Annotated in this window: 14 protein-coding genes; 8 read left to right on the top strand and 6 right to left on the bottom strand. The window is 34.2% G+C overall.

Going from position 1 to position 16,633, the window contains the following annotated elements; genetic code table 11:
* Nucleotides 1-12: 12 nt before the first annotated feature.
* Nucleotides 13-2,652 carry a cyanophycin synthetase gene (cphA, locus tag BT151_RS05355; RefSeq protein WP_072400710.1) on the bottom strand — a complete coding sequence of 880 codons (2,640 nt, stop codon included), beginning with the start codon at nt 2,650-2,652 and terminating at the stop codon, nt 13-15.
* A gap of 111 nt (nt 2,653-2,763) precedes the next feature.
* Here cphA and BT151_RS05350 point away from each other — a divergent pair, with 111 nt between their 5' ends.
* The gene (locus tag BT151_RS05350) at nt 2,764-3,621 is read left to right on the top strand and encodes a cyanophycinase (protein WP_072400709.1); all 858 of its coding nucleotides are present in this window, start codon (nt 2,764-2,766) and stop codon (nt 3,619-3,621) included.
* Nucleotides 3,622-3,809: 188 nt separating this feature from the next.
* Here BT151_RS05350 and BT151_RS05345 read toward each other — a convergent pair whose 3' ends face one another.
* Nucleotides 3,810-4,739 carry an isoaspartyl peptidase/L-asparaginase family protein gene (locus tag BT151_RS05345; RefSeq protein ID WP_072400708.1) on the bottom strand — a complete coding sequence of 310 codons (930 nt, stop codon included), beginning with the start codon at nt 4,737-4,739 and terminating at the stop codon, nt 3,810-3,812.
* Between the two features lie 91 nt (nt 4,740-4,830).
* Here BT151_RS05345 and polA point away from each other — a divergent pair, with 91 nt between their 5' ends.
* Entirely contained in the window at nt 4,831-7,677 is a 2,847-nt protein-coding gene (gene polA / locus BT151_RS05340) for a DNA polymerase I (RefSeq protein WP_072400707.1), read from the top strand.
* Here polA and BT151_RS05335 read toward each other — a convergent pair.
* The gene (locus BT151_RS05335) at nt 7,674-8,144 is read right to left on the bottom strand and encodes a hypothetical protein (protein ID WP_072400706.1); all 471 of its coding nucleotides are present in this window, start codon (nt 8,142-8,144) and stop codon (nt 7,674-7,676) included. The genes polA and BT151_RS05335 overlap by 4 nt on opposite strands.
* Entirely contained in the window at nt 8,144-8,413 is a 270-nt protein-coding gene (locus BT151_RS05330; protein ID WP_072400705.1) for a helix-turn-helix domain-containing protein, read from the bottom strand. Before BT151_RS05330 ends, BT151_RS05335 begins: the two co-directional genes overlap by 1 nt.
* 89 nt (nt 8,414-8,502) lie before the next feature.
* On the opposite strand from BT151_RS05330, the gene BT151_RS05325 reads away from it, so the two are divergent.
* On the top strand, nt 8,503-8,823 hold the full coding sequence (locus BT151_RS05325) for a hypothetical protein (RefSeq protein WP_072400704.1): 321 nt from the start codon (nt 8,503-8,505) through the stop codon (nt 8,821-8,823).
* Between the two features lie 15 nt (nt 8,824-8,838).
* Here BT151_RS05325 and BT151_RS05320 read toward each other — a convergent pair whose 3' ends face one another.
* Both BT151_RS05320 and BT151_RS05315 read right to left on the bottom strand, forming a co-directional pair.
* Nucleotides 8,839-9,903: a methyltransferase gene (locus BT151_RS05320; protein ID WP_072400703.1), complete on the bottom strand. Its 1,065-nt coding sequence runs from the start codon at nt 9,901-9,903 to the stop codon at nt 8,839-8,841.
* Nucleotides 9,904-10,087: 184 nt separating this feature from the next.
* Nucleotides 10,088-12,040: a YgiQ family radical SAM protein gene (locus BT151_RS05315; protein ID WP_072400702.1), complete on the bottom strand. Its 1,953-nt coding sequence runs from the start codon at nt 12,038-12,040 to the stop codon at nt 10,088-10,090.
* A gap of 144 nt (nt 12,041-12,184) precedes the next feature.
* Here BT151_RS05315 and BT151_RS05310 point away from each other — a divergent pair, with 144 nt between their 5' ends.
* The 5 genes from BT151_RS05310 to tsf all read left to right on the top strand — a co-directional run bounded on the left by BT151_RS05310 (nt 12,185) and on the right by tsf (nt 16,598).
* A complete protein-coding gene (locus tag BT151_RS05310; protein ID WP_072400701.1) occupies nt 12,185-13,528 on the top strand; it encodes a glucuronyl esterase domain-containing protein in 1,344 nt (447 codons plus the stop codon).
* A 179-nt stretch (nt 13,529-13,707) separates the two neighbouring features.
* Nucleotides 13,708-14,163, top strand: a complete 456-nt coding sequence (gene rplM / locus BT151_RS05305) for a 50S ribosomal protein L13 (protein WP_072400700.1) — start codon at nt 13,708-13,710, stop codon at nt 14,161-14,163.
* On the top strand, nt 14,163-14,549 hold the full coding sequence (gene rpsI, locus BT151_RS05300; protein ID WP_072400699.1) for a 30S ribosomal protein S9: 387 nt from the start codon (nt 14,163-14,165) through the stop codon (nt 14,547-14,549). Before rplM ends, rpsI begins: the two co-directional genes overlap by 1 nt.
* A gap of 205 nt (nt 14,550-14,754) precedes the next feature.
* Nucleotides 14,755-15,543: a 30S ribosomal protein S2 gene (rpsB, locus tag BT151_RS05295; RefSeq protein WP_072400698.1), complete on the top strand. Its 789-nt coding sequence runs from the start codon at nt 14,755-14,757 to the stop codon at nt 15,541-15,543.
* 83 nt (nt 15,544-15,626) lie between these two features.
* Complete coding sequence (gene tsf / locus BT151_RS05290; RefSeq protein WP_072400697.1) at nt 15,627-16,598, top strand: translation elongation factor Ts; 972 nt, start codon at nt 15,627-15,629, stop codon at nt 16,596-16,598.
* The last annotated feature ends 35 nt before the right edge of the window (nt 16,599-16,633 follow it).

The raw sequence follows: 16,633 nt of genomic DNA, 5'->3' as shown, positions 1-16,633 counted from the left end.
ATCCAGAATCAATTAATCATTAAAAACCAGTTCACCTTTAGCTTCTAATTCCTTAAATTGTTGAACTAACTCCAATGCATCAGGAATTACATCACTACATAAAATAATAAGGGATCCTTTCACTGCATTTTTAACGGCATAAGTAATCGCTTCTTTTTCTGAAGGAATAATAGTTGTTTTCTTATTTGGGTTTACCATTTTAATGCCATCATCTAGCATCTTAATAAGTTCTTGCTCCGTTCTTCCGCGTAAGCGCTTATCTTGGCGTATAATTATTTCATCAAACATTTCTGCTGCTATACTACCTATTTGGTTAGTATCCTCCTCACGCCTGTCACCTACACCTGCTATAATACCCACTTTAACAGTAGCATCTAGCGCATCAGTAAATTTCTTTAAGGCAAGCATACCTGCAGGATTATGTGCATAATCTAACAAAATAGTAAAGTTTTTAAATTCGAAGAGATTTAATCGACCTGGTGTTTGTGCTGCGGATGGAATAAATGTTTCTAAACCTGCCTTCATATCTTCAATACTAATACCTTGAATATTAGCAGCTAGAATTGCCGGCAGTACATTTTGAATCATAAACGTTGCTTTTCCACCATAGGTTAGTGGAATATCCTCAGCTTTCATAATACGCATTTTCCATTCTCCACGGCAAATAGTTACGTAACCATTTTCATAAATGGCTGTAATCCCATTTAGTCGTTGCATCGCTTTAATGCGCGGATTGTTTTCATCCATTGAAAACAAGGCAACATTACAATTTACGGTTCTTCTCATATCGTAAACCAAGTCGTCATCAGCATTTAAAATAGCATATCCATTTGGTAATACCGTTTCTGGAATAACCCCTTTTACTTTAGCCAATTGTTCTATTGTATGTATGCCTTTAAGCCCTAAGTGGTCTTCTGCTACATTGGTTACAATACCAATATCACACTTTTTAAACCCAAGTCCCGCACGTAATAAACCGCCTCGAGCACTTTCTAAAACGGCGAAATTTACGGTTGGATCTTTCAATACAAATTCCGCACTTGCAGGACCTGTACAATCTCCAGACATTAATAATCTGTTTTGTATATAAACCCCATCACTAGTTGTATAACCAACACGATAGCCATTCATTTTTGCTATATGTGCAATTAAACGCGTAGTCGTTGTTTTTCCGTTAGTACCAGAAATTGCAACTATTGGAATGCGCCCTGTATTTCCCTGTGGGAATAACTTATCAATTACATGACCTGCAACGTTACGCGGCAAACCTTTTGTTGGTGCTAAGTGCATTCTAAATCCTGGGCCAGCATTTACTTCTAAAACAGCACCTCCTGTTTCAGATAAAGGTTTTGTAATATCTGTAGTCATCACATCAATACCACAAATATCTAAATCTATAATTTTTGAAATCCGCTCCGCCATACTTACGTTAGCTGGATGCAAAATATCTGTAACATCTTCCGCAGTTCCTCCTGTACTTAAGTTTGCTGTATCTTTTAAAATCAACATTTCTCCTTCAGGGATAACAGATTCTAATGCATAACCTGCATCTTTTATAATGGCCTTAGTTAAGTCGTTAACCGTAATTTGAGTAAGTACGTTTTCGTGTCCGTAACCACGACGCGGATCTTTATTTACTTCATCTACAAGTTCTTGAACTGTTGATTTTCCATTACCAATTACGTGAGCTGGTGTTCGTAAAGCTGCTGCAACTAATTTGTTGTTTATTACAAGTAATCTATAATCTTGACCAGTAATAAATTTTTCTACAATAATAGCACCACTACGTGAGCTTTCTTTTGCATTTCTAAAACCTACTAAAGCATCTTCATAATTATTAATGTTTACTGTAATACCGCGTCCATGATTGCCATCCACGGGTTTTATAACTAAAGGATATCCAACATATTTACAAGATTCTTCTAAGCTACTTTCTCGCCTAATTATATCACCTCGAGGCACTTCTACTTGAGCTTGTTCTAATAAAAATTTAGTATCTTCTTTATCACATGCCAATTCAACACCAATACTACTTGTTTCGCTGGTAACGGTTGCTTGAATTCTTTTTTGATTGGCACCATAACCCAATTGGCACAAGGAATATTTATTGAGGCGAATCCATGGAATGCCTCTAGCTTCAGCTTCTTCAACTATAGAGCCTGTACTTGGTCCTAATCTTTCAGACTCACGAAGCTCTCTCATGTGCTGAATATCATCTGTTAAATCGTAATCTTCGCCAACAATTAAAGCTTCACATACTTTAACTGATGCTTTTGCGGCGTAACGCCCAACAGATTCTTCCATATAAGCGAAAACCACATTATAAACACCTTCTTCGCCATAACCACGTGTTCTACCAAAACCAACATCCATTCCCGCAAGGGTTTGAATTTCTAAAGCGATATGCTCTATAATATGTCCCATCCAAGTTCCTTCTTCAACACGCTGAAAAAATCCACCAGCTTCACCAACAGAACAACGATGCTCATACATGGTTGGAAACATTGTTTCTAACCGCTCCTTAAATCCATCAATTTTATTAGAAGGCAATTGCTCCATCTCTTCAAGATCCAGAACCATTACTATTAATTTGTGTCGGCGTACAGACCAATAATTCGGCCCTCTCATGGCATTTATTTCACGTATCTTCATTCGGGATAGATTTTAATTTTTATATGGAAGATTATAAATATATACATTTTACACTAAAAAAATTAGTTTATTTTTGCCCTAAATAAAAAAGAAGTACAGATTTTTAGGCAGATGATAAAAGGCACGTTAATTCCTATTGGAGGAAATGAAGATAAAGGTTTAGAAACCAACGAAATGTATACTTTAGAGTTTATAACCGAAGGTATACTATCTCATGTATTAAAAGAAGCTGGTGGTGTTAATGCAAAAATTGTAGTTATCCCTACAGCATCACGAATTCCTATTGAAGTTGGAGAAAATTACATGGATGCTTTTACAACTTTAGGCTGTAAAGATGTTCATATTCTTGATATTAGAAGTAAAGAAGATTCTGAAAAGCAAGAATCGATAGATTTAATCAAATCTGCAAATTGTGTCATGTTTTCTGGTGGCGATCAATCTAAAATAACAAATAAAATTGGTGGCACTACCATTCATAACATCCTAGTTGATAGATACCAAAATGAAACTGGATTTGTTATCGCTGGTACAAGTGCTGGCGCTATGGTTATGGCAAAGGAAATGATTGCAGGAGGAAGTGCTGCGGAAGCTTTTGTAAAAGGAGCCGTAACTATGTATAAAGGTTTAGGATTAATCCCCGAGTTAATAATTGATACGCATTTTATTAGACGTGGTAGGTTTGGAAGACAAAGCGAAGCAGTTGCAAAATACCCGAATTTAATAGGTATTGGTTTAGCCGAAGATACCGGAATGATTATTAAAAACGGAAATGATTGTACCGTTATAGGCTCTGGAATGGCTATTGTTTTTGATGGAAGCACCCTCACGCACAATAATGAAAAAATTCTGGAAGAAGGCACACCTATGACTATGGCAAACATGACGGTTCATGTACTTTCAAATGGGGATGAATACAATATAAAGGAAAGAAAAGTTACTGTTTTACCAATTGAAGCCCCTTTTATATAATCAATTCTTACAAAGCAGAAACCTCTTCAATTAAATAAAAATTATTATGGCGTTACCTAAAGGTCGCGCTTTACACTATATCTTTTGCAAAAAAGCAAAAGGATGCCGTTGCAATCCCTAACGCGAAATCGAGAATTATTTAAGCTTTTAGTTAACTATCATGAGATCACTTTTTTCAAAAGCATTTGTTACTTATAAATAGAAATCTCCTCAGTTCCTTTTGAAGATTTACAAGCTCTATACATGCCCTCTGTATTAAAAGGCATCGCAATATTTCCTTTAGCATCAACAGCAATTAAACCGCCATCTCCACCAATTTCAAGAATACGTTTGTTTATTACTTCGTTTGAAGCTTCTTCTATCGATAACCCTTTGTGCTCCATTAAACAAGCCACATCATAAGCCACAACACCTCTAATAAAAAACTCACCACTACCCGTACAACTAATCGCGCATGTTTTATTATTGGCGTAATTTCCAGCGCCAATCATTGGGCTATCACCCACACGTCCCCATTTTTTATTGGTCATTCCACCAGTAGATGTTGCTGCTGCAACATCTCCATTTTGGTCGCAAGCAACCGCTCCAACAGTCCCAAATTTAGAATCTTTCTTTTTAGCATGATCCAATTGAAAACTATCAGTGTCCTTAATTTCTAACCATTGATTATGTCTAAGTTTATCATAAAAATAAGAAGCATCTTCAATTTTATACTCTAACTCCTTTGCAAACTGCATTGCGCCATCGCCAGCAAGAAATACATGTTCGCTTTTCTCCATAACATCACGTGCTAAACTCACTGGATTTTTAATACCCGAAATCAAACTTACTGCTCCTGCATTTAAGGTTTTTCCATCCATAATACTGGCATCCATCTCATGAGATTCAGTTGCAGTAAATACAGAACCTTTACCCGCATTAAATAAATGAGAGTTTTCCAATAGCTTTACAGCTTCCTCAACAGCATCAATCGCCATCCCTCCATTTTCTAAAACCGAAAAACCTTTATCTAAAGCAACTTTTAACGCTTGTTTATACTCAGCTTCTAACTCAGGAGTCATCATGCCTTTTACCAATGTTCCTGCGCCTCCGTGTATGGCAATTGAGAATGTATTCATTTATTATAAAATTAACTTTGGAAAATTACAAATTGCATTTCAATGCCACAATTAAGTTTTGTAGTTTTATGGTCTTCAACAAAACAAAAATATGTCCGATCAAAAACGCCTTTTTTTAGTAGATGCTTACGCTTTAATATTCCGTGGTTATTACGCTTTTATAAAAAACCCAAGAATCAATTCAAAAGGAGTTGATACCTCAGCAATTATGGGGTTTATGAATTCCCTTTTAGATGTTATTAAACGTGAAAGACCAGACCATTTAGCCGTTTGTTTTGATAAAGGCGGAAGTGCCGATAGAGTTGAAATGTTTGAAGCTTACAAAGCCAACCGAGACGCAACACCAGAAGCTATAAAAATAGCCGTTCCATACATTCAAGATATTTTAAAGGCGATGCACATACCTATTATGGTAAAAGAAGGCTTTGAAGCAGATGATGTTATTGGAACACTCTCGAAACAAGCCGAAAAAGAAGGTTACAAAACCTTTATGGTAACGCCAGATAAAGATTTTGCGCAATTAGTTTCCGAAAACATATTTATGTACCGCCCAGTTTTTGGTGGTGGTTACGAAACTTGGGGCATTCCAGAAGTACAGAAAAAATTTGAAGTCACAGACCCTTTACAAGTTATTGACTTTTTAGGAATGATGGGCGATTCTAGTGATAATATTCCTGGATTACCTGGTGTTGGAGAAAAAACGGCAAAGAAATTTTTAGCCCAATATGGCAGCATGGAAAACCTATTAGCAAATACGCATGAGCTAAAAGGCAAAATGAAGGAAAAAATAGAAGCCGCTAAAGAATTGGGAATGCTTTCAAAAAAACTAGCGACTATTATGCTAGATGTTCCTGTAGAATTTCATGCAGAAAATTTTGAAATGTCTCACCCAGATATCCCAAAAGTTACCGAGATTTTTCAAGAATTAGAATTTAGAAGGTTAATAGATAATTTCACTAAAGCCTTTTCAGTTGAAGCTACAGCCGAAACAGCTACTCAAGAAACTTCTTCTGAAGCAAAAGCAACTCCACAAGAAACAAAATCTGCTGGAGCTGGACAATTTTCTTTATTTGGAGCAGATCCATCAAGTTCAAAAGAAGCTGAACCCGTTTCCGAATTTACCAGAAAAACTACCAAAACGTCTTCACATTTTTATCAAAGTGTTGCCTCTGGCATGGCAACCAAACTGTTTGTTAAAAATTTAATGAATCAAACCAGTGTTTGTTTTGATACCGAAACAACAAGTTTAAATCCGCTAGTAGCCGAATTAGTTGGTATTGCCTTTTCGTGGGAAGTTGGCAAAGGATTTTATTTACCATTTCCAGAAAACCGAGAAGAAGCACAAGAACTTATTGAACAATTACGTCCGTTTTTCGAAAGTGAAAACATCGAAAAAATTGGTCAGAATTTAAAATACGATATTAAAGTTTTAGCAAAATACAACATTGACGTTAAAGGCAAATTCTTCGATACCATGTTAGCGCATTATTTAATAAATCCAGATATGCGCCACAGTATGGATGTTTTAGCCGAAACATATTTAAACTACACACCTATTCCTATTGAAGCTTTAATTGGAAAAAAAGGAAAAAATCAAGGAAATATGCGTGATGTTCCTTTGGAAAAACAAACTGAATATGCTGTTGAAGATGCCGATATAACGCTACAATTAAAAGAACATTTTGAAAAAGAATTAGGCGAAGCCAATACACAAAAACTGTTTGATGATATTGAAATTCCACTACTTCGTGTTTTAGCAGCTATGGAATTAGAAGGTATTAATTTAGATAAAGATTTCTTAAATTCATTATCTGAGCAATTAACCATAGACATAAAAGCCTTAGAAACTATAATATACACAGAAGCCGGAGAAGAGTTCAATATTGCTTCACCAAAACAATTGGGCGATATCTTATTTGATAAAATGAAGCTGGTTGATAAGCCTAAAAAAACCAAAACAGGACAATACGCAACCTCCGAAGATATTTTAAGTTACCTCGCTAAAGACCATGAAATTATTCAACATATTTTAGATTTTAGAGGCTTATCAAAATTAAAAAGCACTTATGTGGATGCGTTACCAAATCAAGTAGAACCTTCTACAGGCAGAGTTCATACAGATTATATGCAAACCGTTGCCGCAACTGGGCGTTTAAGTAGCAACAATCCTAATTTACAAAACATTCCTATTCGTACAGAACGTGGTAGACAAGTACGTAAAGCATTTATTCCAAGAAATGAAGATTACACCTTATTAGCTGCCGATTATAGCCAAATAGAACTGCGTATTATTGCTGCTTTAAGTAAAGAAGAAACCATGATTGAAGCCTTTAAAAATGGTGAAGATATTCATGCCTCAACTGCATCAAAAGTCTTTAATGTACCATTAGAAGCTGTGACTAGAGAACAACGTGGCAATGCTAAAACTGTAAACTTCGGGATTATTTATGGTGTATCTGCTTTTGGATTAAGCAATCAAACCGATTTATCTCGTGGCGAAGCCAAAGAGTTAATTGATACGTATTATGAAACCTACCCAAAACTTCGTGCTTACATGAGTGAGTTGGTAGATTTTGCAAGAGATAATGGTTACGTGCAAACCGTTTTAGGGCGTCGTCGTTATTTAAAAGATATTAATTCTAGAAACGCTGTGGTTCGCGGTGCTGCAGAACGTAATGCGGTTAACGCACCAATACAAGGTAGTGCAGCAGATATTATTAAAATTGCCATGATTAATATTTACAACAAGCTAGAAGCTGGTAATTATAAAACCAAAATGCTACTTCAAGTGCATGATGAATTGGTTTTTGATGTGTATAAACCAGAATTAAAAGACATGAAAACTCTTATTAAAACCGAAATGGAAAATGCTTTTACACTAGACGTTCCTTTGGATGTTGAGGTTGGGGTTGGTGCTGATTGGTTGGAGGCTCATTAAAGATTTATTTGATATTGAATCCTTTTATTTTTTATTATTTCTTCCAACTCATCCATTTTGAGTAAAGAATATGATAGCGATTTTGGGTTTAAAGAAATAAAGCAAAACCTAAATCTATCTCCAACTAGCTTTGCGAAATTAAATTCATTCTCTGTTGCTCCAAAGAAAAATCCTTTTGGATTTTCTGGTAGAAATTTTTTAGTCGTTTTTATTTCTATAAATTGAATTTCATCTAAATAAGTTTCAATATAATCTTCTTTAAACTCAAAACCTTCTAGCTTAGGTATATAAATCATATCAAAAGATTGTTTAAAACTATGTGGCAACTCTAAGATATCGAGTAAATCTTTTTTCATAGGTAAATCAATCTTAAAAAAACCAGTCTGTTCTTCTAACATATAACTAATTCCTTCTTTCTCTGTAACATTATTTGATAATGTCAATTTAAAAGTATGAGCTCTTGACATTATTCTTTGCTTTTTAATTTATAATCTTTAAAGCTTAGTTTTGAGTTCTGATTTTTGAAGTTTAGTAATTCAGAAATATCCATTTCAAAAGCTTTTGAAAATACAGCAATATTGGTTATTGAAATATTACGTTCACCTCTTTCAATCATACCAATATATGTTCTATGAAAGCCTGTTTTAAAAGATAGTTTTTCTTGACTTAGTTTATTTTCAAGTCTTAACTCTCTAATTCTTTGTCCAAATTCTTTAAGAAGGAATTTATTCACCATTAGCCGAAACTATACCTATTGTATGCAATTGTCAACATACAATAAGTATCATTTTATTATATTTGACACTAAATTTAAAACCTTAATTAATGGTTTGGTACGCAAGAAAATCTAGTGATGATGGAAAAGGAATGAATAAAGGAGTCATTTTTCATGAAGGAGGCCATTATTCCAGAACAATAGAACACGCAAAAAAATATGTAGAATCGCTTGGATTAATTTGGGAAGAAGAATTGAAAACCATTGATACAGAAGAAGAATGGTTTTATTTTACAGATTGGGAAGAATTAGATGGAGATGAATTTTATGATTTTGATGGAAACACATATAAACTATGTCATAACTGTAAAGGATTAGTTAGAGTTTTAATCGAACTAAATCTTTGCAAAAAATGTGGGATTTACACTTGAAAAGAATTGAAAACCTTATACATTTACCAACTCCCAAAGTTCCACTTCTTCTTCAGCACGCCAATTTTGGTCACGCTTTGTTTTATCTGAGGCACCTTTCACTTTTCTTTTTAAACAGTTCTCTAATTTAAAACGCCCGCCTTCAGCAAGTTCTTTTTCTATAGGATGTGCTGTAGCATTTGTTATTTGTGCTAAATTGGAGAATATAATAACAAGCTTTCCTTCTGGTAAGAGTCTCTTTTTAGCTTCGGCGAAAAAATCTGGAAATAGGTTTTCGTTGTAGTAAATAGCTTCGTCATTTTTATATAAATCGTGAGCTGCTGGTAACCAAGGTGGGTTAAAAACAATGAGTTCTGTTTGCTTTTCAAACTTACCAAAAAGAGGTGCGAAATCCAGTTCTATTTTTCTAGACATTTTTGTATCTCCCATAGATTCTGTAAGTCCAACAATAGCATTTGGGTTAGTATCAGTCCCAAAAACCTTCTGAAAATCATGTTTTACCATTTGAAAAGCCAACACGCCACTTCCAATACCAACATCTATGGCAGATTTTTTAGGCCCTTCGTAACGTTTCAGCCAATTATCAAAAAGTATTAAATGATCAAATCGAGTTGGGAAATATGTACCATAATAAGGATGTATTTTATTTCGTAACACAGGAACCGCAATGCCGTTTAAATACCACTGCCAAGCACTGTTTAGTCCTTGTACTTGTGGAAAAGGTAAAAAGAAATTGCTAGTTTCTGGATATAGCTTTACCAACCAACCAATAGATGGCGCTTTCTTAACCGTTAATTTATGATCTACAATTTGTATATAAATAAGATTGGATAGCTTTTGAAATTCGGACCGAAACGTACGTTGCTCTTGAAAAGAATTGCCAGGAAACTTATTTTTAAGATGCTTCTGCAACTCTTTAAGTAGCGATAAACCGTTACTATAAAATTCTGTTATCATTATTGGCTTTCCAGCTTCTAAACCTTTAATAGCACGATTAACATTAATAGATCTGTTAAATTGTGGTAACGGTTGTTCTGGTAAAAAAGGCTCTGGTTTATTTACGCTTATATCTGTAATCATTGATTGGTTTTGAGTGGTTACGAATTGCAGAGTAATGACATGAGCAAGACGTAAAATTAAAGTTACTATACATAGTTACTAACTAGCAATCAGGCATTAAATTGATCGCTATAATTTCATAAATTAAAACAGAGATTTAAAGAATAAAGCCTCACTGAAATTTGAAATACTTGAATAAAAAACACTACCTACTTTTCTTATTACTCTTAAACTTAGCCTTATTCTTCCTTTGGTTAAAAGGCACAGCATCATCAAAAGTATGTTTCGCGTTTCCACTAGGTTTGTTTTTACGCCATTTTTCAGTTTTTTCAGGAAGAAGAACCTTTAATAAATCTTGACGCCCTAATTTATTTAAAGTCTTTTTAATCCACTCTTTATTTTCATCTTTATACCAAAAGAAAAAACGGTGTTGTTCGTCTTTTTCTTTACGTGTAATTGGAGTGTTTACTTTTTTAAGCGTGTAAGGATGGTAACCGCTGTAATAAATTACCGTAGCCACCGTCATTGGTGTTGGTGTAAAACCTTGTACTTGCTCTAATTGGAAGCCCATATCTTTGGTTTCGGCAGCTAAGTTTGCCATATCTTCAACTTCGCAAGCTGGGTGATTTGATATAAAGTATGGTATGAGTTGAAGCTTTAAACCTTTAGCTATATTTATTTTATCAAAACGCTCTTTAAACTTATGGAAGTATGTAAACGATGGTTTACGCATCAGTTTCAACACAGGATCACTGGTGTGTTCTGGCGCTACTTTAAGTCGCCCAGAAACGTGCTTCGTCATCACTTCTTCCGTATAATCGTCTAACTCTTTTGGATCTGCATTTTTATTAAATTCTGGCACCAACATATCGTGACGAATTCCACTACCAATAAACGATTTTTTTACTTTCGGATGACTATCTACTGCTTGGTATAATTCAGTTAAAGGTTTGTGAGACGTATCTAAATTACTACAAATTACTGGCGAAATACAACTAGGCGCAACACACTTGTCGCAAATAGATTGTACTTTACCTTTCATTTTGTACATGTTTGCACTTGGCCCGCCAATATCGGATAAATAGCCTTTAAAATCTGGCATATTTGCAACGGTATCAACTTCTTTTAAAATAGATTCTTGACTTCTACTCGCTATAAATTTTCCTTGATGTGCAGAAATGGTACAAAAACTACAACCTCCAAAACAACCTCTGTGAATGTTTATGGAAAACTTAATCATCTCAAACGCAGGAATTGCTCCACGTTTGTTATATTTTGGATGTGGTAAACGTGTGTAAGGCAAATCGAAAGAAGCATCAATTTCTGCTTCCGTCATGGTTGGATATGGCGGATTTATCATCAATACCTTATCGCCAACTTTTTGAAAAATTCGTCGTGCAGCCAATTTGTTAGATTCCTGCTCTATTACTTTAAAATTTGATGCGTATTTTTTCTTATCCTTTAAACAGGTTTCATGAGAAGCGATTTCTACATCTTCCCAATTACTGTTTTTCGGAATTTTTTCATCTTTATTTAAAAGAACCGCTGTTTGATTTACCGTATTAATACTATTAAAAGGCACGCCTTTTTCTAGCAAACGTATAATTTCGCGTAGTGGTTGCTCACCCATTCCATAAACCAACATATCTGCTTTAGAAGTTTCTAAAATAGTTGGCATGAGTTTATCGCTCCAATAATCGTAATGTGTAACACGACGCAAAGACCCTTCAATACCTCCAATTAAAACGGGAGTATCAGGCCATTTTTCTTTTAAAATATTACTATAAACGGTAGATGCATAATCTGGTCTAAAGCCAATATCTCCATTTGGAGTATAGGCATCATTATCACGCTTCTTTTTATTAGCATTATAATTGCTAACCATAGGATCCATACAACCACCTGTAACACCAAAAAATAATTTTGGTTTCCCAAGTTTTACAAAATCTTGAAGATTATCATTCACATTAGGTTGTGGAACAATAGCGACACGCAAGCCAAAACTTTCTAACAAACGTCCAATAACCGCAGGACCAAACGTTGGGTGATCCACATAAGCATCTCCACTAAATAGGATAACATCTAGTGCTTCCCATCCGCGAATTTTCACCTCTTTGTTTGTGGTAGGTAACCAATCTGAAAGTTGTAACTCTTGCATAACGGTGCAAAAATAGTCAAAATAGAATCATACTTCTTAATATTTAAAAGGTTATGAATGGTTTTAGCCATATTTTAACTTTTAATTTTATTTAAAATGCTTAAACTTATATTATTTTTAAACATTCATTAAATCTATACTGTTTTGAAACCACAACTACTCATTCTCTTTTTACTAGCTTCTATTTATGCCTTTCCGCAATTCAAATTAACGCCAGAACAAGAAAGTATTAGGACAGAAATTAATAAAAAAACACAAACAGATTACAACACTATCCTGCAACAATTAGGTATTACTGAAATTCGCCCTGGCGCAAATGGTAACGACCCTAATGCAGAAAACGCTGCAAATTATGATGAAACTAAAGCAGACATTTATACAAATTACCCAAATCCTTTAATTTTTAATAATGGAAATCCTGTAACAACTGCTGAAGATTGGCAAACAAGAAGACTTGAAATAATTGCGGATTTTGAAAACGAAGTTTACGGCAAACTTCCAGAAAATATTCCATCTGTAACTTGGCATATTATTGAAGAAAAAGAAGAAAACATAGATGGTATAGCAGTTACCAGAAAAACCTTAGAAGGAAAAGTTGATAATAGCAGTTATCCAGAAATTGAAGTTAACTTACAACTAAGTGTTAGTACACCATCTAATATTAAATCGCCAGTTCCTGTTATGCTAATGTTTGGATTTAGTTTCCCAGATTGGTTTCCAAAAAACACATTTCCACAACAAAAAAATGCATGGCAAACAAATTTATTAAAACAAGGTTGGGGTTTTGCCGATTTAAAAGCTGGAAGTGTACAACCAGATAATGGCGCTGGATTAACTAAAGGTATTATTGGATTAACAAATAAAGGAAAAAACAGAACACCAGAACAATGGGGAAGTTTACGCGCTTGGGCTTGGGGCGCAAGTCGTGTTTTAGATTATTTTGAAAAAGACAATCTTATTGATGCTACTAAAGTTGGCATAACAGGACATTCAAGATATGGTAAAGCGGCTTTAGTTACTTTAGCTTTTGACGAGCGTTTTGCTATTGGTTTTATAAGTTCTTCTGGTGCAGGTGGCGCAAGTTTATTTAGAAGAAATTATGGTGAAGTGGTTGAAAATGTTGCTAGTTCTGGAGAATACCATTGGATGGCTGGAAACTTTATAAAATATGCAGGCCCATTAAATTGGAATGATTTACCGGTTGATGCTCATGAACTTATTGCCCTTTGTGCACCAAGACCGGTTTTTATAAGTAGTGGTAATAAAGGAGATAATTGGGTAGACCCAAAAGGCATGTTCTTAGCTGCTGTAAAAGCGAGTCCCGTTTATGAATTACTAGAAAAAAAAGGTATTGAAACAGCTATTTTTCCACCCGTTGAAACTGCTTTAATTAAAGGTGATGTATCTTACCGACAACACAATCAAGGTCATGTACAAACTCCTAATTGGGAGACTTTTATTGAATTTGCTACACGATATTTTGATTAAAATTTTTAGATTTAAAAGGGTGAAATCTTAATCAATAAAAAAGACAAAAAACAACTGTAATTTTCCAATTGAAAAATTACATGAAATAATCTTACTTCACTATTTGGTAATCAAATATATAATCGTAAATTTGCAAACTCTTTTTTAGAGAGGAATGTTTAATAAAAATAATTTAAAACGTGGACACATTAAGCTACAAAACGATTTCAGCAAACAAAGCTACTGTAAATAAACAGTGGGTTTTAGTTGATGCTGAAGGTCAAGCGCTTGGTCGTTTAGCTTCTAAAGTTGCAAAACTTTTAAGAGGTAAACACAAGCCAAACTTCACACCTCACGTTGATTGCGGAGATAACGTAATTGTTATTAACTCTGAAAAAATCAATTTATCTGGTAACAAATGGAACGACAAAACGTACATTCGTCACACTGGATATCCAGGAGGTCAAAAAAGTTTAACTGCTACAGAATTGTTTGGGAAAGACCCTTCAAGAGTAGTAGAAAAATCAGTTAAAGGAATGTTACCTAAAAACAAATTAGGTGCAGATTTATTCCGTAATCTAACAGTTGTTGTTGGTTCAGAGCATGCTCATGCAGCGCAAAAACCAAAAGCAATTAACTTAAACGAATTCAAATAATGGATGTAATTCACAAAATTGGCCGTAGAAAGACGGCTGTTGCTCGTGCTTATGTTTCTGCAGGAACAGGAAACATTACGATTAATAAAAAAGACTTAACTAACTACTTTACTACAGCTACTTTACAGTACAAAGTAAAGCAACCTTTAGTTTTGACTAACAATGACAGCAACTTTGATATTACAGTAAATGTATATGGAGGTGGTATTACTGGTCAAGCAGAAGCTGTTCGTTTAGCCCTTTCTCGTGCAATGTGCGAGGTTGATGCTGAGAACAGATTAATTCTTAAACCAGAAGGTTTAATGACAAGAGACCCAAGAATGGTTGAGCGTAAAAAATTCGGACAGAAAAAAGCGCGTAAGAAATTCCAATTCTCTAAACGTTAATATCTATTTCTCGAAATTTATTTTTCTTGTTACACTAAGCGTAATCAAAGTGTCTTTCAAAATAAATTTCAAACAAAAAAATTAAACAAGTTATTGTTGTCCTAGTGTAAAAACAGGATTTAGTTTAGCATCTAAATGATTATGGCGATTTGAAAAATGACCACTTAATCATTGCTAATTCAACAGAACGTAAACTATTACAAAAATGGCAGTAGAAGTAAAAGAATTACTTGAAGCAGGTGTACACTTCGGTCACCTTACTCGTAAATGGGATCCAAACATGGCTCCTTACGTATATATGGAACGTAACGGTATCCATATAATTAACCTTTATAAAACAGCGGCTAAAATAGATGAAGCAGGTGCAGCATTAAGCAAAATTGCTAACTCTGGTCGTAAGATTTTATTCGTTGCAACAAAAAAACAAGCAAAAGATATTGTAGCTGAAAAAGCAGGTGCAATTGACATGCCTTACATCACTGAAAGATGGCCAGGTGGAATGTTAACTAACTTTGTTACTATTAGAAAAGCTGTTAAAAAAATGGCTTCTATTGATAGAATGAAGAAAGATGGTACTTTTTTAACATTATCTAAAAAAGAACGTTTACAAGTTGATCGTTTAAGAGCTAAGTTAGAGAAAAACTTAGGTTCAATCGTAGACATGACACGTTTACCAGGTGCTTTGTTTGTTGTAGATATTAAACGTGAGCACATCGCGATTAAAGAAGCTCAAAAATTAAACATTCCAATTTTTGCAATGGTTGATACCAACTCAGATCCACGTCAAGTTGATTATGTTATCCCTGCAAATGATGACGCTTCTAAATCGATAGATAAAATTTTATCTCACGTAACATCTGCAATATCTGAAGGTTTAGCAGAACGTAAATCTGAAAAAGAAGCATCAGCTAAAGATGATGCTCCTAAAGCTAAAAAAGCTACAGCTAAAAAAGCTACAGCTAAAAAAGCTGTTGCAAACGAAGAAGAAGAATAAATAACATTAACAAAACATTATAAAGTCGTTTGATTCTTTTCTTTGTAGAAATAAATTAAACGACTTTTTTAAATTTTAAAAATATGGAAGCTATAAAAATAACAGCTGCTGAAGTAAATAAATTAAGACAAGCTACAGGTGCAGGAATGATGGATTGCAAAAAAGCCTTAGTTGAAGCTGAAGGTGATTTTGATAAAGCAATTGATGTATTACGTAAAAAAGGACAAAAAGTAGCTGAAAAAAGAGCTGACAGAGATTCTTCTGAAGGTGCTGCTATTTCTAAAATAAATGCAGACCAAACTGAAGGTGTTGCTATCGTTTTAGGTTGTGAAACTGATTTTGTTGGTAAAAACGAAAACTTTGTAGCATTAGCAAACCAATTAGCTGATATCGCATTAAACCATGATACAAAAGAAGCATTTTTAGCTGCTGATTTTGGTGGAATGACTGTTGCAGATAAATTAATTGAGCAAACAGGTGTAATTGGTGAAAAACTAGACATTACTGGTTTTGAAAAATTACAAGCACCTTATGTTGGTACTTATGTTCATATTAACAAAATTGCTGCTTTAGTAGGTTTATCTTCAAAAGTAGATAACGCTGAAACTTTAGTTAAAGATGTTGCAATGCAAGTAGCTTCAATGGGAGCAACTACATTATCTTATAAAGATTTTGATTCTGAATTTATTGCATCAGAAACAGAAGCTAGAATTGCTGTTATTGAAAAAGATAATATTGAATTAGGTCGTTTAGGAAAAACTCTTAAAAATGTACCTCAATATATTTCTATGGCTCAAATAACTCCTGAAGTTTTAGCTAAAGCTGAAGAAGCTGCAAAAGCAGAATTGAAAGCTGAAGGGAAACCAGAACAAATCTGGGATAGAATTTTACCAGGAAAAATGGAGCGTTTTATTTCTGACAACACAACTCTTGATCAAGAAAAATGTTTATTAGATCAAAACTTCATTAAAGATGAAAAATTAAACGTTGCAAAATACGTTTCTTCTTATGGAGATGTTGAAATTACAGGTTTCAAACGTGTATCTGTAGGATAACATATAAAGTTTAAGCTTAAGCAAAACTATTATAT

The organism is Flaviramulus basaltis (assembly GCF_900114265.1).
In the GTDB taxonomy this organism is placed as follows: Bacteria; Bacteroidota; Bacteroidia; order Flavobacteriales; family Flavobacteriaceae; genus Flaviramulus; species Flaviramulus basaltis.
This window is presented reverse-complemented; position numbering and strand designations above follow the sequence as displayed.